We start from the raw sequence: 20,918 nt of genomic DNA, 5'->3' as shown, positions 1-20,918 counted from the left end.
CGTCGGGAAACTGATGCCGACATGTGACTCCTCTAATCACTATTCAGGACTCCTGACAATGGCAAAAAAAGTCTCAAAATTCTTTCGTATCGGCGTTGAGGGTGACACCTGTGACGGGCGTGTCATCAGTGCGCAGGATATTCAGGAAATGGCCGAAACCTTTGACCCGCGAGTCTATGGTTGCCGCATTAACCTGGAACATCTGCGCGGCATCCTGCCTGACGGTATTTTTAAGCGTTATGGCGATGTGGCCGAACTGAAGGCCGAAAAGATTGACGATGATTCGGCGCTGAAAGGCAAATGGGCGCTGTTTGCGAAAATCACCCCGACCGATGACCTTATCGCGATGAACAAGGCCGCGCAGAAGGTCTACACCTCAATGGAAATTCAGCCGAACTTTGCCAACACCGGCAAATGTTATCTGGTGGGTCTGGCCGTCACCGATGACCCGGCAAGCCTCGGCACGGAATACCTGGAATTCTGCCGCACGGCAAAACACAACCCCCTGAACCGCTTCAAATTAAGCCCTGAAAACCTGATTTCAGTGGCAACGCCTGTTGAGCTGGAATTTGAAGACCTGCCTGAAACCGTGTTCACCGCCCTGACCGAAAAGGTGAAATCCATTTTTGGCCGCAAACAGGCCAGCGATGACGCCCGTCTGAATGACGTGCATGAAGCGGTGACCGCTGTTGCTGAACATGTGCAGGAAAAACTGAGCGCCACTGAGCAGCGCCTCTCTGAGATGGAAACCGCCTTTTCCGCACTTAAGCAGGAGGTGACTGACAGGGCGGATGAAACCAGCCAGGCATTCACCCGCCTGAAAAACAGTCTCGACCACACCGAAAGTCTGACCCAGCAGCGCCGCAGCAAGGCCACCGGTGGTGGCGGTGACGCCCTGATGACGAACTGCTGACCGGCGTCAGTCAGTCCGGGAAAACCTTCACGATTAACCCTTAATTTCAGGAAAAACTATGCGCCAGGAAACCCGCTTTAAATTTAATGCTTACCTGTCCCGTGTTGCCGAACTGAACGGCATCGACGCCGGTGATGTGTCGAAAAAATTCACCGTTGAACCGTCGGTCACCCAGACCCTGATGAACACCATGCAGGAGTCCTCTGATTTCCTGACCCGCATCAACATTGTGCCGGTCAGCGAAATGAAAGGGGAAAAAATTGGTATTGGTGTCACCGGCTCCATCGCCAGCACCACCGACACCGCCGGTGGCACCGAGCGTCAGCCGAAGGACTTCTCGAAGCTGGCGTCAAACAAGTACGAATGCGACCAGATTAACTTCGATTTTTATATCCGCTACAAAACGCTGGACCTGTGGGCGCGTTATCAGGATTTCCAGCTCCGTGTCCGTAACGCCATTATCAAACGCCAGTCCCTTGATTTAATCATGGCCGGTTTTAACGGCGTGAGGCGTGCCGAAACCTCTGACCGCAGCAGCAATCCGATGCTGCAGGATGTGGCGGTCGGCTGGCTGCAGAAATACCGCAATGAAGCCCCGGCGCGCGTGATGAGCAAGGTCACTGACGAGGAAGGGCACACCACCTCTGAGGTCATCCGCGTGGGTAAGGGCGGTGATTATGCCAGCCTTGATGCACTGGTGATGGATGCGACCAACAACCTGATTGAACCGTGGTATCAGGAAGACCCTGACCTTGTGGTGATTGTGGGGCGTCAGCTACTGGCGGACAAGTATTTCCCCATCGTTAACAAGGAGCAGGACAACAGCGAGATGCTGGCCGCTGACGTCATCATCAGCCAGAAACGCATCGGTAACCTGCCGGCGGTACGCGTCCCGTACTTCCCGGCGGATGCGATGCTCATCACGAAGCTGGAAAACCTGTCCATCTACTACATGGATGACAGCCATCGCCGCGTGATTGAGGAAAACCCGAAACTCGACCGCGTGGAGAACTACGAGTCAATGAACATTGATTACGTGGTGGAAGACTACGCCGCCGGTTGTCTGGTGGAAAAAATTAAGGTCGGTGATTTCTCCACACCGGCTAAGGCGACCGCAGAGCCGGGAGCGTAACCGATGACGAGTCCCGCACAGCGCCACATGATGCGGGTCTCGGCAGCGATGACCGCGCAGCGGGAAGCCGCCCCGCTGCGACATGCAACTGTCTATGAGCAGATGCTGGTCAAGCTCGCCGCAGACCAGCGCACACTGAAAGCGATTTATTCAAAAGAGCTGAAGGCCGCAAAAAAACGCGAACTGCTGCCGTTCTGGTTGCCGTGGGTGAACGGCGTACTGGAGCAGGGCAAAGGTGCACAGGATGACATTCTGATGACAGTCATGCTGTGGCGTCTGGATACCGGCGATATTGCCGGTGCGCTGGAGATTGCCCGTTATGCCCTGAAGTACGGTCTGACCATGCCGGGTAAACACCGCCGCACCCCGCCGTACATGTTCACCGAGGAGGTGGCGCTCGCGGCCATGCGCGCCCACGTTGCCGGTGAGTCTGTGGATCCCCGCCTGCTGACGGACACCCTTGAACTGACCGCCACGGCTGACATGCCTGATGAAGTGCGCGCAAAGCTGCACAAAATCACCGGTCTGTTTCTGCGTGACGGTGGTGATGCCGCCGGTGCGCTGGCACACCTGCAACGTGCGACACAGCTCGACTGTCAGGCAGGCGTCAAAAAAGAGATTGAACGACTGGAGCGGGAGCTGAAACCGAAGCCGGAGCCAAAAGCGGTCACCCGCGCCCCGCGTAAGACCCGGAGTGCGACACCGGCAAAACGTGGACGCCCGAAAAAGAAAGCCAGTTAACAACCGAATGCGCCCCGCGCCAGGGCGGCACGCCGGTCAGTGAGGGTGAATCACCTGACACTGCACCGGCGTCCACCGCCCGACTTTTCAGAGGTAGTCATGATGACGCTGATTATTCCGCGAAAGGAGGCTCCCGTGCCCGGTGAGGGTACGGTGGTCATCCCGCAACCGGCAGGCGACGAGCCGGTGATTAAAAACACGTTCTTTTTTCCCGATATCGACCCGAAGCGCATCCGGGAACGTATGCGCCTTGAGCAGACCGTCGCCCCCGCCCGTCTGCGAGAGGCCATCAAGTCAGGCATGGCGGAGACGAATGCGGAGCTGTACGAGTATCGCGAACAGAAAATTGCCGCCGGTTTTACGCGTCTGGCGGACGTCCCGGCGGACGACATCGACGGTGAAAGCATCAAGGTTTTTTACTACGAGCGCGCCGTGTGTGCGATGGCGACCGCGTCGCTTTATGAGCGTTATCGCGGCGTGGATGCCAGTGCGAAAGGCGACAAAAAGGCCGACAGCATAGACAGCACCATTGATGAGCTGTGGCGGGATATGCGCTGGGCGGTGGCGCGTATCCAGGACAAGCCGCGCTGCATCGTGAGTCAAATCTGATGAAGACCTTTGCGCTACAGGGCGACACGCTCGACGCCATTTGTGTCCGGTATTACGGGCGCACTGAGGGCGTGGTTGAGACCGTGCTCGCCGCAAATCCGGGACTGTCTGAACTGGGTGCGGTGCTGCCACACGGCACCGCCGTCGAACTGCCCGACGTTCAGACCGCGCCCGTGGCTGAAACTGTCAATCTGTGGGAGTAACGCATGACAGCAGAAGAAAAAAGCGTCCTGTCGCTTTTCATGATTGGGGTGCTGATTGTTGTCGGCAAGGTGCTTGCCGGTGGTGAACCCATCACCCCGCGTCTGTTTATCGGGCGCATGTTGCTCGGTGGTTTTGTCTCGATGGTTGCCGGTGTTGTTCTGGTGCAGTTTCCTGACCTGTCACTGCCTGCGGTGTGCGGCATCGGCTCCATGCTGGGTATCGCCGGTTATCAGGTGATTGAGATTGCCATTCAGCGCCGCTTTAAGGGCAGGGGGAAACCGTAATGCCGGTAATTAACACGCACCAGAATATCGCCGCCTTTCTCGACATGCTGGCCGTGTCCGAAGGGACGGCGAATCATCCGCTGACGAAAAACCGGGGCTATGACGTGATAGTCACCGGACTGGACGGGAAGCCGGAAATTTTCACCGACTACAGTGACCACCCGTTCGCGCATGGCCGACCGGCGAAGGTGTTTAACCGTCGCGGTGAAAAATCCACGGCCTCCGGTCGCTATCAGCAGCTTTACCTGTTCTGGCCACACTACCGCAAACAGCTTGCCCTGCCGGATTTCAGTCCGTTGTCACAGGACAGACTTGCCATTCAGTTGATCCGCGAACGCGGTGCACTGGATGACATCCGGGTGGGACGCATTGAACGCGCCATTTCACGCTGTCGCAATATCTGGGCGTCCCTGCCGGGTGCCGGTTACGGTCAGCGTGAGCATTCACTGGAAAAACTGGTCACCGTCTGGCGTACCGCCGGCGGCGTACCGGCTTAAACGGAGTAAACACCATGAAGAAATTATCCCTTTCACTGATGCTGAACGTGTCACTGGCGCTGATGCTGGCACTGTCCCTGATTTACCCGCAGAGCGTGGCCGTCAATTTTGTCGCTGCCTGGGCGATTCTGGCGACGGTTATCTGTGTGGTTGCCAGTGGTGTCGGCGTGTATGCCACGGAGTATGTGCTGGAACGCTACGGACGGGAGCTGCCGCCGGAATCGCTGGCCGTGAAGATTGTCACGTCGCTGTTTTTGCAGCCGGTGCCGTGGCGCAGACGGGCGGCGGCTCTGGTGGTGATGGTGGCGACGTTTATCTCGCTGGTTGCCGCCGGGTGGATTTTTACTGCGCTGATTTACCTCGTGGCGTCGGTGTTCTTCCGGCTGATACGTACGGCCTGCCGTCAGCGTTTTGAGGGGCGGGAACTATGTCAAAGCTGATGATTGTGATGGTTGTGTTGTTATCGCTGGCGGTGGCGGCGCTGTTTCTGGTGAAGCATGAAAACGCCAGCCTGCGCGCCTCGCTGGACAGGGCGAACAACGTCGCCAGCGGGCAGCAGGCGACCATCACCATGCTGAAAAATCAGCTTCATGTTGCCATCACCAGGGCAGACAAAAACGAGCTGGCGCAGGTTGCACTGCGTCAGGAACTGGAAAACGCCGCGAAGCGTGAAGCACAGCGCGAGAAAACCATCACGAGGTTACTCAATGAAAACGAAGATTTTCGCCGCTGGTACGGTGCTGACCTGCCTGATGCTGTGCGCCGGTTGCACCAGCGTCCGGCCTGCACCGACGCCAGTGATTGTCGCCAACGCCTGCCCGAAAGTGAGTCTTTGCCCGATGCCGGGCAGTGACCCGCAGACGAACGGCGATTTAAGTGCTGATATCAGGCAGCTTGAGAACGCGCTGGCACGCTGTGCCAGCCAGGTAAAAATGATTAAACACTGTCAGGACGAAAACGATGCTCAAACCCGACAGCCTGCGCAGGGCGTTGACTGATGCCGTCACGGTGCTGAAAACTAACCCCGATATGCTGCGGATATTCGTGGATAACGGGAGTATTGCCTCCACACTGGCGACGTCGCTGTCGTTCGAAAAGCGTTACACGCTCAATGTGATTGTGACCGACTTTACCGGTGATTTTGACCTGCTCATCGTGCCGGTGCTGGCGTGGCTACGGGAAAATCAGCCCGACATCATGACCACCGACGAAGGCCAGAAAAAGGGCTTCACGTTTTATGCAGACATCAACAATGACAGCAGCTTTGATATAAGCATCAGCCTGATGCTGACCGAGCGCACGCTGGTCAGTGAGGTGGACGGCGCGCTGCATGTGAAGAATATCCCTGAACCTCCGCCGCCGGAGCCGGTTACCCGCCCGATGGAGCTGTATATCAATGGCGAACTGGTGAGCAAGTGGGATGAATGAGTTTAAGCGTTTTGAAGACCGGCTGACCGGACTGATTGAGTCGCTGTCACCGTCAGGGCGTCGGCGACTGGCGGTAGATATTGCGAAGAAACTGCGCCAGCGCCAGCAGCAGCGAATTAAATTACAAAAAGGCCCGGATGGTACGCCGTATGTACCGAGAAAAAACCAGCCAGTGCGAAATAAGAAAGGCCGGATAAAGCGGGAAATGTTTGTGAAATTACGCACTAACCGGTTTATGAAAGCAACAGGTAGCGAGAGTGCGGCGGTGGTGGAGTTTGCCAGCGGAGTGCAACGAATTGCGCGAGTACATCAATTAGGGCTTAAGGATAAGCCGGGGCGTAATAGTGCTGTGGTGGAATATCCTGTTCGTGAGTTATTTGGTTTTGACAAGGAATCTATACAATTGATAGAAAGGGAGTTATTAGTGATTCTATCGAAAGATGTTATATGAGACGGGTGTTTATGGATGAAAAGTTTTCTATTTTGAGAAAAAGAGTAAAGCACTCTCAAAAGAAAGTTATGGATTGTATTATTGCTGACCATAATGCTGATATATGTGTGTTATGCGGGAGTTCTGACGATATTACTCGTGAGCACATTATTCCTCAGTGGGCCTTTGAGTCAAATGCTGAAAAATCTTTAATTAATAAAAAGAATAATCAGTCAACTCATTACATTAAAGCCACTGTACCAGCATGCAGAGTGTGCAATTCTGATTTGCTGGGAGTGTTTGAGTATAACCTGAAGAAATTTCTTACGGAAAAGAGGGGAGAGGAGTTAACAGATTATGAGTATGATTGCATCATATGGTGGTTGCAATACATGGGTTTTAAGTTGCAATTAATGGATTTGCGGAACCGCTTTCTCAGGTATAAAGGTGGTGATTATATCCCGTTCCTTGCAAACTTCCCGGTTGCAATGTTTTGGGGGAATGTCGATACGACGCCGGGGGATGTCTTCAGGATTATACGAAAATCGCGACGCAATCTGATGTCGAAATGGAAGGATAAAAAACATAATTCTTTGATGGTTTTTGAAACATCAAACAAGAGTTTTCATTTCTTTCATAAGGTTGATGAATTTATTTTTATTGAAATGCCTCAGGTTAAGAAGGCGTTTTTCTTCTTTTTTAATAAAGAATTTGACAGCCATGATTTAGCTCATGAGGAGTGTATGAAGATTATAGAGAAGTGCTACAACTAATATTTATTATGTTGTGTCACAGCTGACAGAATCCTCCATGATTGCTGCTGGTATCGTCCAGCGGCATCCTTCCCGTTATGAACACTCTCGCAAATATTCAGGAACTCGCGCGCGCACTGCGCAACATGATTCGTACCGGCCTTGTCGTCGAAACCAACCTTAAAGCCGGTCGCTGCCGTGTGCAGACCGGCGGCATGTGCACCGACTGGCTTCAGTGGCTGACCCATCGCGCCGGACGTTCGCGCACATGGTGGGCACCTTCCGTGGGGGAACAGGTGCTGATTCTGGCCGTGGGCGGTGAACTCGACACGGCGTTCGTTCTGCCGGGGATTTATTCCGGCGATAACCCTGCGCCGTCTGCGTCGGCTGATGCCCTGCATATCCGTTTCCCTGACGGGGCGGTGATTGAGTATGAACCCGAAACCAGTGCACTGACGGTAAGCGGAATTAAAACGGCCAGCGTGACGGCTTCTGATTCTGTTACTGCCACGGTGCCGGTGGTCACGGTGAAAGCATCAACCCGTGTCACTCTGGACACGCCGGAGGTGGTCTGCACCAACAGGCTGATTACCGGCACGCTGGAAGTACGGAAGGGCGGGACGATGCGCGGCAACATTGAACACACCGGCGGTGAACTCTCATCAAACGGTAAGGTACTGCATACCCACAAACACCCCGGCGACAGCGGCGGCACAACCGGGAGTCCTTTATGACAGCGCGTTATCTCGGAATGAATCGCAGTGATGGCCTGACTGTCACTGACCTTGAGCATATCAGCCAGAGTATCGGCGATATCCTGTGTACCCCCGTCGGCTCACGGGTGATGCGTCGAGATTACGGCTCGTTGCTGGCGTCAATGATTGACCAGCCGCAGACTCCGGCGCTTGAGTTGCAGATTAAGGTCGCCTGTTACATGGCTGTGCTGAAATGGGAACCCCGCGTCACCCTGTCATCCGTCACCACTGAGCGCGGTTTTGACGGGCGAATGACGGTCACGTTAACCGGCCAGCACAACGACACCGGCCAGCCACTTTCGTTAACCATCCCTGTGAGTTGAAACCATGCCGATTATCGACCTGAACCAGCTACCCGCACCGGATGTGGTCGAGGAGCTGGACTTTGAAACCATTCTTGCCGAACGCAAGGCGACACTAATTTCCCTTTACCCGGAAGACCAGCAGGAGGCGGTCGCCCGTACCCTGACGCTGGAATCCGAACCTCTCGTCAAACTGCTGGAGGAAAATGCTTATCGTGAGCTTATCTGGCGTCAGCGTGTGAATGAGGCCGCACGGGCGGTGATGCTGGCCTGTGCTGCCGGTAATGACCTTGATGTGATTGGTGCCAATTACAACACCACACGCCTGACTATCATCCCGGCAGATGATTCGACCATCCCGCCGACACCGGCAGTGATGGAGTCTGACACCGATTATCGTCTGCGTATTCAGCAGGCGTTTGAAGGTTTAAGCGTTGCCGGGTCGGTGGGTGCCTATCAGTATCATGGTCGCAGTGCCGACGGGCGTGTCGCGGATATCTCTGTCACCAGTCCTTCTCCGGCCTGCGTCACCATCTCTGTGCTGTCACGTGAAAATAACGGTGTCGCATCCGAAGACCTGCTGGCGGTGGTGCGTAACGCTCTTAATGGCGAGGACGTCAGGCCGGTGGCCGACCGCGTGACCGTGCAGTCTGCCGCCATCGTTGAATACCAGATAAACGCCACGCTTTACCTTTACCCTGGTCCCGAAAGCGAACCCATTCGCGCTGCTGCTGTGAAAAAACTGGAAGCGTATATCACGGCACAGCACCGGCTGGGGCGTGACATCCGTCTGTCTGCCATTTATGCCGCTTTGCATGTGGAAGGCGTGCAGCGTGTCGAACTGACTGCTCCGCTGGCCGACATCGTGCTCAACAGTACGCAGGCGTCTTTCTGTACCGAATACAACGTCGTGACCGGAGGCTCGGATGAGTGATTCGCGACTGCTGCCGACCGGCTCATCACCGCTTGAGGTCGCCGCCGCAAAAGCCTGTGCGGAAATTGAAAAAACGCCGGTCAGTATTCGTGAGCTGTGGAATCCGGACACCTGCCCGGCAAATCTGCTGCCGTGGCTGGCGTGGGCGTTTTCGGTCGACAGGTGGGATGAAAAGTGGCCGGAAGCGACAAAACGCGCCGTTATCCGCGATGCCTATTTCATTCACTGTCATAAGGGCACTATAGGCGCAATCCGACGCGTGGTGGAGCCGCTCGGCTATCTCATTAACGTAAAGGAATGGTGGGAGACAAACGACCCGCCCGGCACTTTCCGGCTTGATATCGGCGTACTGGAAAGCGGTATCACAGAGGAAATGTATCTGGAAATGGAACGGCTGATTGCCGATGCCAAACCCGCAAGTCGCCACCTTATCGGTCTGAACATTATCCAGGACATTCCCGGCTATCTGTATACAGGCGGTGTGGTCTGTGATGGTGATGTTATTACTGTTTATCCCGGATAAGTGAGAAACAATGAGCACGAAATTTAAAACCGTTATCACTACTGCCGGAGCCGCAAAGCTGGCTGCCGCCACTGTCCCCGGCGGGAAAAAAGTAACCCTGTCTGCAATGGCCGTGGGTGACGGAAATGGCAAATTGCCGGTGCCGGATGCCGGTCAGACGAAGCTGGTGCATGAGGTCTGGCGTCACGCTCTGAATAAAGTCAGCGTGGATAATAAGAATAAAAACTATATCGTGGCTGAACTGGTTGTACCGCCCGAAGTGGGCGGTTTCTGGATGCGTGAGCTTGGTCTGTATGACGATGTCGGAACACTGATTGCGGTCGCTAACATGGCAGAAAGCTATAAGCCTGAACTGGCTGAAGGCTCCGGACGTGCGCAGACCTGCCGCATGGTCATTATTGTCAGTAACGTGGCGTCCGTTGAGCTGAGTATTGATGCCAGCACAGTGATGGCGACACAGGATTACGTCGATGACAAAATCGCAGAGCATGAGCAGTCCCGCCGCCATCCTGACGCCACGCTGACAGAAAAAGGTTTTACCCAGTTAAGCAGTGCAACAAACAGCACCAGTGAAAAGCTGGCAGCAACGCCAAAGGCAGTAAAAGCAGCCTATGACAATGCTGAGAAACGTCTGCAGAAAGACCAGAACGGTGGTGATATTCCAGATAAGGGCGCTTTTCTGGACAATGTTGGCGTTACCAGCCTGACGTTTATGAAACACAATGGAATGATTCCAACCACTGACAATCTTGACTCCTATGGCCCAGAAGAAAAATATCTTGGAACGTGGTCATGCCCGTCACAATCCACTGCAAAACCAGAGTCTGGTTACCCTGAAGATAAAGGCAATGGGGTTCTGGAAGTATTCAATGCTGGTCGCTTTCACTGCACACAACGCTACACCACCCGAACCGGTAATATTTACATTCGGATGCTTGATGCAGAATGGAACCCTGTCAGTCCTGTATGGAGTGCATGGAGAGTTATTACAAGCGGGACTCGCCCATTAAGCACGCCAATTGACCTGAATTCTTTAGGTGGTGCGGAACACCTGGGAATATGGCGCAATAGCAGTACATCAATAGCCTCATTTGACCGTCATTTCCCGGAGGAAGGGAGTTTTGGGCAGGGTATTCTGGAAGTCTTTGAAGGCGGTCTGTATGGGAGGATGCAACGTTACACCACCCGTAGTGGGACTATGTACATTCGTGGACTGACTGCCTCATGGGATGCAGAAAATCCACAATGGGAGGACTGGATTGCTGTTGGGTATCAGTCCACGGGATGGACTTATTCAGGGGATCTTGATGACCTTTTAAAGCCTGGTATTTATAGCGTTACGAAACAGGCCACAAATGCACCTGTCACCGACTCTAAAGATCTTGCTGTTGGCTCAATAGTTGAAGTGAAAAAACGTTGTGATATTGAATCGTATATCCAGACATACACGACTGTTTCAGCAACGGATGCCTATAAAAACCGGACATTTCAGCGAACCCGCGCCAGCGGTGAAACTGACTGGGGGGAATGGGCGGAAGTATACAACTCAAAATCATTACTCACTAAATTAGGTGTCGGCGGTGTTACCGACAGGTTATCCAGTCTGGACTGGCAGACCTACGACTTTATACCGGGCAGCATGATAACTGTCAGGCTTTCAGATATGACCAATATTCCCGATGGGATGGAATGGGGCGTCATTGATACTAACCTGATAAATATCACTGTTGGCCCCAGTGAAGGCGGAGGTGTCGCCCGTTCAATGCAGGTATGGCGCAGCACTTCAAACAAAACCAACTATCGTTTTTTTACAGTCCGCTTATATGGAAATCCTGGGGAGCGTAGCTTCAATATTCGTCGGCTACCAATTATCGACGAAGCCCAGACATGGGAGGCAAAACAGACATTCAGTGCAGGCCTTTCTGGTGAACTGTCCGGCAATGCGGCTACAGCAACAAAGCTGAAAACGGCAAGGACAATTAACGGCGTAAAATTTGACGGCTCGGCAAATATTGAAGCATTTCCGCCTGGTGTTCCGCTGCCGTGGCCATCAGATACACCACCTGCGGGCTATGCAATTATGCAGGGGCAGACGTTTGATAAGGCAGCATATCCGAAACTGGCTATAGCCTATCCTTCTGGTGTTATTCCAGATATGCGCGGCTGGACAATCAAGGGCAAACCCGCCAGTGGGCGTGCCGTATTGTCACAGGAACAGGACGGGATTAAATCGCATACTCACAGCGCCAGTGCGTCAAATACGGACTTAGGAACGAAAACGACCAGTTCATTTGATTACGGCACGAAGACGGTCAGTACATTTAACCACGGCACAAAATCAACGAACAGTACGGGCAATCATACGCACACTGTCGGTGGTGTTTATGGCGGCGACTCTGTCGGTGGAAAACAGCGTGTACAGGCTTCAGGAAACAATCAGGTGTCCAGCACCGCCGGAGCGCACGCCCATACGGTGGATATTGGTCAGCATAACCACACTGTAGGTATTGGTGCCCATGCACACACTGTGGCCCTGGGTGCGCACGGACACACCATCACGGTAAATGCTACGGGTAATACCGAAAACACCGTCAAAAACATCGCATTTAACTATATTGTGAGGCTTGCATAATGGCTTTCAGAATGAGTGCAGAAGCACAAACTATCCGCGTTTTCAATTTACTTGATGGAACCAATGAATTTATTGGTGAAAGTGACGCATATATTCCGCCGCATACAGGTCTGCCTGCAAACAGTACAGATATTGCACCGCCTGATATTCCGGCGGGTTTTGCTGCCGTTTTCAATGCAGCTGAAATGAAATGGGAACTGATGGAAGACCATCGCGGAAAGACCGTCTACGAAACGAAAACGGGAGCAGCCATTTATATTTCTGAACTTGGCGCATTACCTCCAGACGTGACAGCCATTTCCCCGGATGGGGATTATCAGAAATGGAACGGAAATGCGTGGGTGAATGATGAGAATGCAGAGCGTGATGCGCTTGTCAGAGCGGCTGACTCTCAGAAGAAAGAGCTGATTGCATATGCAGGTGAAATTATTGCCACGCTGCAGGATGCTGTCGATTTAGATATGGCTACCGAGGAAGAAAAGTTAAGCCTGACACACTGGAAAAAATACCGTGTGCTACTGAATCGCGTTCAGCCGGAAAATGCTCCGGATATAGAATGGCCAGAAATGCCGCAATAAATCGTATTAGCTCTGGTGTGAGATTACTCATCTATGGCACAGAGTAAAACCTAATCTGACTGTCCGCTCTGTGCTAGGAGCGGACGTGATGCATATCTGTCACCAAATTTAATGTGCCACTACAAACAGAGTATATAGTTGAATATTATAGTGCACCCCGGCCTCATGAATATAACGGTGGATTACCGCCGAACGAGTCGGAAAATAGATACTGGAAAAACTCTAAAATCGAGGCCAGTTTTTGTTGTTCTCTACAATAATAATCGGATTTTCCCATGACAAGTTTAATAGTATTTAGGTGCCTGAAGTGAAGTTGAAGAAGCTATTGATGAAAGTTGTGAAAGTGGTAAAGGAGCAGGTTCTAAGTACCGTTATTTCGGGAATAATAGGCATAGCGGCTACAGTAGGGCTTTTCCATTTCACTTCACAGCCAATACGATCTGCTGATGTTCGCGAAAAATTAGTTGAAATGGCTCGGGAGTGCATCCAGCAGCAGCTTGCCACACATTTGGACTCAGTGGCGTTTGACTCAGTGGCTAGCGAGTCTCTCGATCTAAGCACCTCAAACTCCGTTGTAGTCTACGGAAGAGCTGTGAGCACAAATGGTGCCCTTAGCCGTTTCCTGATGGTCTTCGAGCCCTCTGGACAGAGTTTGATAGATAAGGTGGTTGGCAGACCTGGATTCTACGATATTGGGTATTGGGCAATCATCCCAGACGCAGGGGACGACGAGGTTGTGGCTTCTTCAGTAAACATTGAAGACCTCGACAAAGATGGTAACAAGGACATACTAGTCCGCTTAAAGTCAACTTACGCGGATGGTGTATCCAAAGGGCTTCTTATACTTAAAAAGGATATCCATGATGTATGGCATTTGATGGGGCTTCCATCAATGACAGAGATCATGCATTCCATTGCTGCAGGTCAGCCTCCCCAGCCGGAAGGTCTTCACCTTCCACTTCCGGCAATACAATGGTTTAGTAATGACGAAAAACTCAAACCAAAGTCTGATATCAAACAATATCTTAATTGGGAAATTGACGAAGATAACTTGCAGGTCGCTGATTCCACTGGAAATCATTCTTTTTGGATGTTCAGAAACGGCACCAAGATAAAAATGTTCGAGAATGGACAAGCCGGCTACAAGCACTTTGGTGTACTGGTCAACATCAATGATGAAGAGGCGATACAGGGAAGGCATCATCTCATGGTCAGCTTTTTCAAGATAGAGAATAATAGTTTGGTTCCTGATCCGAATTGGAACTGGGCCTATCCCATGTTCTCTATCGGATTAGAGGATAGCCAAGAAGTTGAATTGAGTGACATGCAGGAAGCGGGCTTACAAGCTCATGTTTCTGGTAGCTCCGTTTTCGGCCTGACAGAGTTTGGGAAAATGGACTCAGATTAATATTCGCTAACCTTACCAACGAAGAGCAGGTCACAGGTATGGCCTAATTATGTTTTCAGAGGAGTCAGGGCTCAAGAATGCCCCCAGATAAGCCGTAAATCCTGTAGCGCAAAATCGTCTCAGATGACGCAGAGATATTAAAAACGCCTCAACCTGTTCATCAATTAATTGATAGGTTGAACTGTTAGTTAAACTTTCACCAGCAGAAAGGTATGAACTTTTTCGACTCGCTCAAAGCTGGCTGTCAGAGCTGATAGCGTTTTGGCTACGTAAATTGTCAGTTGGAAACTGAGCGAGTACAAATCAAGACTGGCGGGCTGATTGCCCGCCTTTTCTTTATCTGTTGTTTCATCCACTGACCAGTCAGGTCAAATAGCGTCTCATGCACTGCCCAACAGAAAATAGTTGCACCCATTAACCACGGAGTTAAACGGATGAGTGACTATCATCACGGCGTGCAGGTGCTGGAGATTAACGACGGCACCCGCGTCATTTCCACCGTATCCACCGCCATTGTTGGCATGGTCTGCACGGCCAGCGATGCGGATGCGGAAATCTTCCCCCTCAATAAACCGGTGCTGATTACCAATGTGCAGAGCGCAATTGCAAAGGCCGGTAAAAAAGGCACGCTGGCGGCGTCGTTGCAGGCTATCGCCGACCAGTCAAAACCGGTCACTGTTGTCGTGCGCGTGGAAGACGGAACCGGCGACGACGAAGAAACGAAACTCGCGCAGACCGTTTCCAATATCATCGGCACCACCGACGAAAATGGTCAGTACACCGGACTGAAAGCCCTGATGGGGGCTGAATCGGTTACCGGCGTTAAACCGCGCATTCTCGGTGTGCCGGGGCTGGACACCAAAGAGGTTGCCGTCGCACTGGCATCGGTATGCCAGGAACTGAATGCATTCGGGTATATCAGCGCATGGGGCTGTAAAACCATTTCCGAGGTGAAAGCCTACCGCCAGAATTTCAGCCAGCGGGAGCTGATGGTCATCTGGCCGGATTTCCTCGCATGGGATACGGTCACCAGTACCACCGCCACCGCGTATGCCACCGCCCGTGCGCTGGGTCTGCGTGCTAAAATCGACCAGGAGCAGGGCTGGCATAAAACGCTGTCCAATGTCGGGGTAAACGGTGTTACCGGCATCAGCGCATCTGTATTCTGGGATTTGCAGAAGTCTGGCACCGATGCTGACCTGCTGAACGAGGCAGGCGTCACAACGCTGGTTCGCCGCGACGGTTTCCGTTTCTGGGGTAACCGTACCTGCTCTGATGACCCGCTGTTCCTCTTTGAAAGCTACACACGCACCGCGCAGGTACTGGCTGACACGATGGCTGAGGCGCACATGTGGGCTATTGATAAGCCTATCACCGCAACGCTGATCCGCGACATCATTGACGGCATCAATGCCAAATTCCGCGAACTGAAAAACAACGGTTATATTGTGGATGGCACATGCTGGTTCAGTGAAGAATCCAACGATGCGGAAACCCTCAAGGCCGGAAAACTGTATATCGACTACGACTATACACCGGTGCCTCCTCTCGAAAACCTGACCCTGCGCCAGCGTATTACTTCAAGATACCTGGCAAGTCTGGTCACCTCGGTTAACAGCAATTAAGGAGCCTGACCGATGGCAATGCCGCGCAAACTCAAGTTAATGAACGTCTTTCTGAACGGCTACAGCTATCAGGGCGTTGCAAAGTCCGTCACGCTGCCAAAACTGACCCGTAAGCTCGAAAACTATCGCGGTGCGGGGATGAACGGCAGCGCACCGGTAGACCTCGGCCTTGATGACGATGCGCTGTCAATGGAGTGGTCGCTCGGGGGCTTCCCTGATTCGGTTATCTGGGAGCTTTACGCCGCAACCGGCGTGGATGCCGTACCGATTCGTTTTGCTGGCTCTTACCAGCGCGACGATACCGGTGAAACGGTGGCCGTCGAAGTGGTCATGCGTGGCCGTCAGAAAGAAATCGACACCGGCGAGGGTAAACAGGGAGAAGACACCGAGTCGAAAATCTCCGTGGTCTGCACCTATTTCCGGCTGACGATGGACGGTAAGGAGCTGGTCGAAATCGACACCATCAACATGATTGAGAAGGTGAACGGCGTCGACCGGCTGGAGCAACACCGCCGCAATATCGGCCTGTGATTTTCATCCGGTCAGCCAGGCTGACCGGTTAACCCTGATTCAGAAGTGAGAAAACCATGAACAAAGAAAATGTGATTACCCTGGACAACCCGGTCAAGCGTGGTGAGCAGGTTATCGAACAGGTCACGCTGATGAAACCCAATGCCGGGACGCTGCGCGGTGTCAGTCTGGCTGCGGTCGCAAACTCCGAAGTCGATGCACTGATTAAAGTGCTGCCGCGCATGACGGCACCGATGCTGACTGAGCAGGAGGTCGCCGCGCTGGAGCTGCCTGACCTTGTGGCGCTGGCCGGTAAGGTGGTCGGTTTTTTGTCGCCGAACTCGGTGCAGTAACGTTTCCGAAAAATCTCTCGGTCGATGACCTGATGGCGGATGTGGCAGTGATATTTCACTGGCCGCCATCAGAACTGTATCCCATGAGCCTGACCGAACTCATCACATGGCGCGAAAAGGCGCTCCGGCGAAGCGGAAACACGAATGAGTAACAATGTAAAATTACAGGTATTGCTCAGGGCTGTTGACCAGGCATCCCGCCCGTTTAAATCCATCCGCACAGCGAGTAAGTCGCTGTCGGGGGATATCCGGGAAACACAACAATCACTGCGCGAGCTGAACGGTCACGCATCCCGTATTGAGGGATTTCGCAAGACCAGCGCACAGCTCGCCGTGACTGGTCATGCACTTGAAAAGGCACGGCAGGAGGCCGAAGCCCTTGCCACACAGTTTAAAAACACCGAACGTCCGACCCGTGCTCAGGCGAAAGTGCTGGAATCCGCAAAGCGTGCGGCGGAGGACTTACAGGCGAAATATAACCGCCTGACGGATTCCGTTAAACGCCAGCAGCGGGAACTGGCCGCTGTGGGAATTAATACCCGCAATCTTGCACATGATGAGCAGGGACTGAAAAACCGTATCAGTGAAACCACCGCACAACTTAACCGTCAGCGCGACGCGCTGGCGCGTGTCAGTGCGCAACAGGCAAAACTTAACGCAGTAAAACAGCGTTATCAGGCCGGAAAGGAACTGGCCGGAAATATGGCCTCGGTGGGCGCTGCCGGTGTGGGGATTGCGGCGGCGGGAACGATGGCCGGAGTTAAGCTGCTGATGCCCGGTTATGAGTTTGCGCAGAAAAACTCAGAATTGCAGGCCGTGCTAGGAGTGGCAAAAGACTCCGCCGAAATGACCGCACTCCGCAAGCAGGCGCGCCAGCTCGGCGACAATACCGCCGCCTCGGCAGATGATGCAGCCGGTGCACAGATTATCATTGCGAAAGCGGGTGGAGATGCTGCGGCTATTCAGGCGGCAACGCCGGTCACGCTGAATATGGCACTGGCGAATCAGCGGTCGATGGAAGAAAACGCGCAACTGTTGCTGGGGACTAAGGCATCCTTTCAACTGTCAAATGATGATGTCAGCCATGTGGGCGACGTGTTGTCGGCAACGATGAATAAGTCGGCGGCTGATTTTCAGGGACTCAGTGATGCACTGACTTACCTCGGGCCGGTTGCGAGGACGGCAGGTGTAAGTCTTGAGCAGGCAGCAGCCATGACAGGTGTGCTGCATGACAATAACATCAGGGGGTCAATGGCGGGGACGGGTAGCAGTGCCGTTGTCACCCGATTACAGGCACCGACTGGAAAAGCATGGGATGCACTCAAAGAGCTTGGCGTTAAGACCTCGGACAAAAAGGGAAATATGCGTCCGTTGTTCACCATTCTGAAAGAGATTCAGGCCAGCTTTGATAAACACAAGCTGGGAACGTCTCAGAAGGGGGAATACCTTAAAACCATTTTTGGTGAGGAAGCCCTGAAATCAGCGAACGTTTTACTGGCAGCGGCAGCAAGCGGAAAACTGGATAAGCTGACCGCCACGCTGAAAGCCTCGGACGGTAAAACGGAAGAGCTGGTTAAAATCATGCAGGATAACCTCGGCGGTGACTTTAAGGAGTTTCAGTCCGCTTATGAGGCGGTGGGGACAGACCTGTTTGACCAGCAGGAAGGCGCACTGCGTAAGCTCACTCAGACGGCCACAAAGTATGTGTTAAAACTCGACGGCTGGATCCAGAAAAACAAATCACTGGCGTCAACCATCGGCCTCATTGTCGGTGGCGCGCTGGCGCTTACTGGCATCATCGGTGCCATTGGTCTTGTAGCCTGGCCGGTTATCACCGGCATTAATGCCATCATCGCGGCAGCAGGCGCAATGGGGGCAATCTTCACGACGGTTGGCAGTGCTGTTATGACGGCCATCGGGGCGATTAGCTGGCCGGTTGTGGCTGTGGTGGCCGCCATTGTCGCCGGGGCGTTACTTATCCGTAAATACTGGGAGCCTGTCAGCGCATTCTTTGGCGGTGTGGTTGAAGGGCTGAAAGCTGCATTTGCGCCGGTGGGGGAACTGTTCACGCCACTTAAGCCGCTGTTTGACTGGCTGGGTGAAAAGTTACAGGCCGCGTGGCAGTGGTTTAAAAACCTGATTGCCCCGGTCAAAGCCACCCAGGACACCCTGAACCGTTGCCGTGACACGGGCGTCATGTTCGGGCAGGCACTGGCTGACGCGCTGATGCTGCCGCTTAATGCGTTCAACAAACTGCGCAGTGGTATTGACTGGGTACTGGAAAAACTCGGTGTTATCAACAAAGAGTCAGACACACTTGACCAGACCGCCGCCAGAACTCAAGCCGCCACGTATGGCAGCGGTGGTTATATTCCGGCGACCAGCTCTTATGTAGGTTATCAGGCTTATCAGCCGGTCACGGCACCGGCTGGCCGCTCTTATGTAGACCAGAGTAAAAACGAATATCACATCAGCCTGACGGGGGGTACTGCGCCGGGGACACAGCTTGACCGCCAGTTACAGGATGCGCTCGAAAAATACGAGCGGGATAAACGTGCGCGCGCCCGTGCCAGCATGATGCATGACGGTTAAGGAGGTGACGAAAAATGATGCTCGCGTTAGGTATGTTTGTTTTTATGCGCCAGACGCTGCCACACCAGACCATGCAGCGTGAATCAGATTATCGCTGGCCGTCAAATTCCCGTATCGGTAAACGGGATGCCTACCAGTTTCTCGGTGTGGGTGAGGAAAACATCACGCTTGCCGGTGTGCTTTATCCCGAACTGACCGGCGGAAAGCTGACGATGACCACGCTCAGGCTGATGGCAGAGGAAGGCCGGGCGTGGCCGTTGCTGGATGGCACCGGCATGATTTACGGTATGTATGTCATCAGCAAGGTGAGTGAAACAGGGAGTATTTTCTTTGCAGACGGCACACCCCGGAAAATTGATTTTACGCTGTCGCTCACCCGCGTTGATGAATCACTGGCCGCGCTTTATGGCGATATCGGTAAACAGGCGGAGTCGCTCATCGGTAAGGCTGGCAGTATGGCGACTAAATTCACGGGTATGACGGGGGCGGGATAATGCTGGATGCGCTGACATTTGATGCAGGCAGTACGCTGACGCCGGATTACATGCTGATGCTCGACAGCAGGGATATTACCGGCAATATCAGCGACCGTCTGATAAGCATGACCCTGACGGATAACCGGGGCTTTGAGGCTGACCAGCTTGATATTGAACTGAACGATGCCGACGGGCAGGTCGGGCTGCCGGTTCGTGGCGCTGTCCTGACGGTGTATATCGGCTGGAAAGGTTTTGCCCTGGTATGCAAAGGGAAATTTACCGTTGATGAGGTTGAACACCGGGGCGCACCGGATGTGGTCACCATCCGCGCACGGAGTGCAGATTTTCGCGGGACGCTCAATTCCCGCCGTGAAGGCTCCTGGCATGACACCACGCTCGGTGCGATTGTTGAGGCAATAGCCTCCCGTAACAAGCTGGAAGCCAGTGTCGCTCCGTCACTGGCCGGAATTAAAATCCCGCACATCGACCAGTCGCAGGAGTCTGATGCGAAATTCCTGACCCGTCTTGCAGAACGCAACGGCGGTGAGGTGTCGGTAAAAATGGGAAAACTGCTGTTTCTCAAAGCGGGGCAGGGGGTGACGGCCAGCGGTAAAAAAATCCCGCAGGTCACCATCACCCGCAGCGACGGTGACCGTCATCATTTTGCGATTGCTGACCGTGGAGCCTACACCGGTGTAACGGCAAAGTGGCTTCACACCAAAGACCCGAAGCCGCAAAAGCAGAAGGTAAAACTGAAACGCAAAAAGAAAGAAAAACACCTGCGCGCACTGGAGCACCCGAAAGCGAAACCAGTCACGCAGAAGAAAGCGCCAAAAGTACCGGAAGCGCGCGAAGGTGAATACATGGCCGGTGAAGCTGACAACGTTTTTGCCCTGACTACGGTATATGCCACGAAAGCGCAGGCCATGCGCGCCGCTCAGGCGAAGTGGGATAAACTGCAACGAGGCGTAGCGGAGTTCTCCATCAGCCTGGCTACCGGTCGGGCAGATATTTACACGGAAACACCGGTTAAAGTGTCAGGCTTTAAGCGCGTCATAGACGAGCAGGACTGGACAATCACTAAGGTGACACATTTTCTGAATAATAGCGGCTTCACGACGTCCTTAGAGCTTGAGGTCAGGCTTTCTGATGTGGAGTACGAAACAGAAGATGATGAGTGATGTTTTTATTTTATCTGTTTGTTTTATAAGGATAAATTAACTAAAATGACATCATCAAC

Annotated in this window: 28 protein-coding genes and 1 pseudogene; 28 read left to right on the top strand and 1 reads right to left on the bottom strand. The window is 53.2% G+C overall.

The annotated features are described in order from the left end of the window. The first annotated feature begins 58 nt into the window (after positions 1-58). The 21 genes and pseudogenes from RGV86_RS04700 to RGV86_RS04600 all read left to right on the top strand — a co-directional run bounded on the left by RGV86_RS04700 (position 59) and on the right by RGV86_RS04600 (position 14,122). Entirely contained in the window at positions 59-913 is an 855-nt protein-coding gene (locus RGV86_RS04700; protein ID WP_001297840.1) for a GPO family capsid scaffolding protein, read from the top strand. 58 nt (positions 914-971) lie between these two features. After that, entirely contained in the window at positions 972-2,045 is a 1,074-nt protein-coding gene (locus RGV86_RS04695; protein ID WP_016237184.1) for a phage major capsid protein, P2 family, read from the top strand. Positions 2,046-2,048: 3 nt separating this feature from the next. Then, entirely contained in the window at positions 2,049-2,786 is a 738-nt protein-coding gene (locus tag RGV86_RS04690; protein ID WP_309508409.1) for a phage terminase small subunit, read from the top strand. A 99-nt stretch (positions 2,787-2,885) separates the two neighbouring features. Beyond that, entirely contained in the window at positions 2,886-3,395 is a 510-nt protein-coding gene (locus RGV86_RS04685) for a head completion/stabilization protein (RefSeq protein WP_309508410.1), read from the top strand. Beyond that, complete coding sequence (locus RGV86_RS04680) at positions 3,395-3,598, top strand: tail protein X (protein WP_001668220.1); 204 nt, start codon at positions 3,395-3,397, stop codon at positions 3,596-3,598. The genes RGV86_RS04685 and RGV86_RS04680 overlap by 1 nt, the downstream gene beginning before the upstream one ends. Positions 3,599-3,601: 3 nt before the next feature. After that, a complete protein-coding gene (locus RGV86_RS04675; RefSeq protein WP_000123123.1) occupies positions 3,602-3,883 on the top strand; it encodes a phage holin family protein in 282 nt (93 codons plus the stop codon). Continuing rightward, on the top strand, positions 3,883-4,380 hold the full coding sequence (locus tag RGV86_RS04670; protein ID WP_032139888.1) for a glycoside hydrolase family 24 protein: 498 nt from the start codon (positions 3,883-3,885) through the stop codon (positions 4,378-4,380). Before RGV86_RS04675 ends, RGV86_RS04670 begins: the two co-directional genes overlap by 1 nt. A 14-nt stretch (positions 4,381-4,394) precedes the next feature. Beyond that, the gene (locus tag RGV86_RS04665; RefSeq protein WP_000736576.1) at positions 4,395-4,820 is read left to right on the top strand and encodes a DNZ54_00345 family protein; all 426 of its coding nucleotides are present in this window, start codon (positions 4,395-4,397) and stop codon (positions 4,818-4,820) included. After that, entirely contained in the window at positions 4,808-5,233 is a 426-nt protein-coding gene (lysB, locus tag RGV86_RS04660) for an Rz-like lysis system protein LysB (protein WP_032139887.1), read from the top strand. The genes RGV86_RS04665 and lysB overlap by 13 nt, the downstream gene beginning before the upstream one ends. Beyond that, positions 5,133-5,378 (top strand): Rz1-like lysis system protein LysC, encoded by a 246-nt coding sequence (gene lysC, locus RGV86_RS04655; protein WP_231552033.1) that lies wholly within the window; start codon positions 5,133-5,135, stop codon positions 5,376-5,378. Before lysB ends, lysC begins: the two co-directional genes overlap by 101 nt. After that, a complete protein-coding gene (locus RGV86_RS04650; RefSeq protein WP_000917155.1) occupies positions 5,341-5,808 on the top strand; it encodes a phage tail protein in 468 nt (155 codons plus the stop codon). Before lysC ends, RGV86_RS04650 begins: the two co-directional genes overlap by 38 nt. Continuing rightward, positions 5,801-6,259, top strand: coding sequence for a phage virion morphogenesis protein (locus RGV86_RS04645; protein WP_032139886.1), 459 nt, complete (start codon positions 5,801-5,803; stop codon positions 6,257-6,259). Before RGV86_RS04650 ends, RGV86_RS04645 begins: the two co-directional genes overlap by 8 nt. A gap of 11 nt (positions 6,260-6,270) precedes the next feature. Continuing rightward, entirely contained in the window at positions 6,271-7,011 is a 741-nt protein-coding gene (locus RGV86_RS04640; protein ID WP_224732889.1) for a hypothetical protein, read from the top strand. 77 nt (positions 7,012-7,088) lie between these two features. Next, positions 7,089-7,724 (top strand): phage baseplate assembly protein V, encoded by a 636-nt coding sequence (locus tag RGV86_RS04635; RefSeq protein ID WP_032139884.1) that lies wholly within the window; start codon positions 7,089-7,091, stop codon positions 7,722-7,724. Further along, positions 7,721-8,068 (top strand): GPW/gp25 family protein, encoded by a 348-nt coding sequence (locus RGV86_RS04630; protein ID WP_032139883.1) that lies wholly within the window; start codon positions 7,721-7,723, stop codon positions 8,066-8,068. The genes RGV86_RS04635 and RGV86_RS04630 overlap by 4 nt, the downstream gene beginning before the upstream one ends. 4 nt (positions 8,069-8,072) lie before the next feature. Continuing rightward, entirely contained in the window at positions 8,073-8,981 is a 909-nt protein-coding gene (locus RGV86_RS04625; protein WP_309508411.1) for a baseplate assembly protein, read from the top strand. After that, entirely contained in the window at positions 8,974-9,504 is a 531-nt protein-coding gene (locus RGV86_RS04620) for a phage tail protein I (protein WP_001285323.1), read from the top strand. Before RGV86_RS04625 ends, RGV86_RS04620 begins: the two co-directional genes overlap by 8 nt. Before the next feature lie 10 nt (positions 9,505-9,514). Beyond that, positions 9,515-12,136, top strand: coding sequence for a phage tail-collar fiber domain-containing protein (locus tag RGV86_RS04615; RefSeq protein ID WP_105280168.1), 2,622 nt, complete (start codon positions 9,515-9,517; stop codon positions 12,134-12,136). Next, positions 12,136-12,714, top strand: a complete 579-nt coding sequence (locus tag RGV86_RS04610) for a tail fiber assembly protein (RefSeq protein ID WP_105280169.1) — start codon at positions 12,136-12,138, stop codon at positions 12,712-12,714. Before RGV86_RS04615 ends, RGV86_RS04610 begins: the two co-directional genes overlap by 1 nt. A gap of 125 nt (positions 12,715-12,839) precedes the next feature. Next, positions 12,840-12,974, top strand: a pseudogene (locus RGV86_RS04605) (IS3 family transposase); the annotation flags it as partial. Between the two features lie 68 nt (positions 12,975-13,042). After that, positions 13,043-14,122, top strand: coding sequence for a hypothetical protein (locus RGV86_RS04600; protein WP_001516654.1), 1,080 nt, complete (start codon positions 13,043-13,045; stop codon positions 14,120-14,122). 188 nt (positions 14,123-14,310) lie between these two features. Here the strand turns inward: RGV86_RS04600 and RGV86_RS04595 are convergent, their stop codons facing one another. Beyond that, positions 14,311-14,478: a hypothetical protein gene (locus tag RGV86_RS04595; RefSeq protein ID WP_157917063.1), complete on the bottom strand. Its 168-nt coding sequence runs from the start codon at positions 14,476-14,478 to the stop codon at positions 14,311-14,313. A 78-nt stretch (positions 14,479-14,556) separates the two neighbouring features. Here RGV86_RS04595 and RGV86_RS04590 point away from each other — a divergent pair, with 78 nt between their 5' ends. The 7 genes from RGV86_RS04590 to RGV86_RS04560 are packed head-to-tail and all read left to right on the top strand — an operon-like array spanning position 14,557 to position 20,859. Further along, positions 14,557-15,747: a phage tail sheath protein gene (locus RGV86_RS04590; RefSeq protein ID WP_105280170.1), complete on the top strand. Its 1,191-nt coding sequence runs from the start codon at positions 14,557-14,559 to the stop codon at positions 15,745-15,747. A 12-nt stretch (positions 15,748-15,759) separates the two neighbouring features. After that, the gene (locus RGV86_RS04585) at positions 15,760-16,278 is read left to right on the top strand and encodes a phage major tail tube protein (RefSeq protein ID WP_001251408.1); all 519 of its coding nucleotides are present in this window, start codon (positions 15,760-15,762) and stop codon (positions 16,276-16,278) included. Positions 16,279-16,334: 56 nt separating this feature from the next. Further along, positions 16,335-16,610: a phage tail assembly protein gene (locus tag RGV86_RS04580; RefSeq protein ID WP_001031303.1), complete on the top strand. Its 276-nt coding sequence runs from the start codon at positions 16,335-16,337 to the stop codon at positions 16,608-16,610. Positions 16,611-16,642: 32 nt separating this feature from the next. After that, a complete protein-coding gene (locus RGV86_RS04575) occupies positions 16,643-16,762 on the top strand; it encodes a GpE family phage tail protein (protein WP_000785970.1) in 120 nt (39 codons plus the stop codon). Continuing rightward, on the top strand, positions 16,755-19,202 hold the full coding sequence (locus tag RGV86_RS04570) for a phage tail tape measure protein (protein ID WP_105280171.1): 2,448 nt from the start codon (positions 16,755-16,757) through the stop codon (positions 19,200-19,202). Before RGV86_RS04575 ends, RGV86_RS04570 begins: the two co-directional genes overlap by 8 nt. 14 nt (positions 19,203-19,216) lie before the next feature. Next, complete coding sequence (locus RGV86_RS04565) at positions 19,217-19,696, top strand: phage tail protein (protein ID WP_000978905.1); 480 nt, start codon at positions 19,217-19,219, stop codon at positions 19,694-19,696. Next, positions 19,696-20,859 (top strand): phage late control D family protein, encoded by a 1,164-nt coding sequence (locus RGV86_RS04560; RefSeq protein WP_105280172.1) that lies wholly within the window; start codon positions 19,696-19,698, stop codon positions 20,857-20,859. Before RGV86_RS04565 ends, RGV86_RS04560 begins: the two co-directional genes overlap by 1 nt. Positions 20,860-20,918: the final 59 nt, after the last annotated feature.

This window comes from Escherichia ruysiae (assembly GCF_031323975.1).
Taxonomy (GTDB): domain Bacteria; phylum Pseudomonadota; class Gammaproteobacteria; order Enterobacterales; family Enterobacteriaceae; genus Escherichia; species Escherichia ruysiae.
Note: the sequence above shows the minus strand (reverse complement) of the source record. Positions and strands in the feature narration are given on the sequence as shown.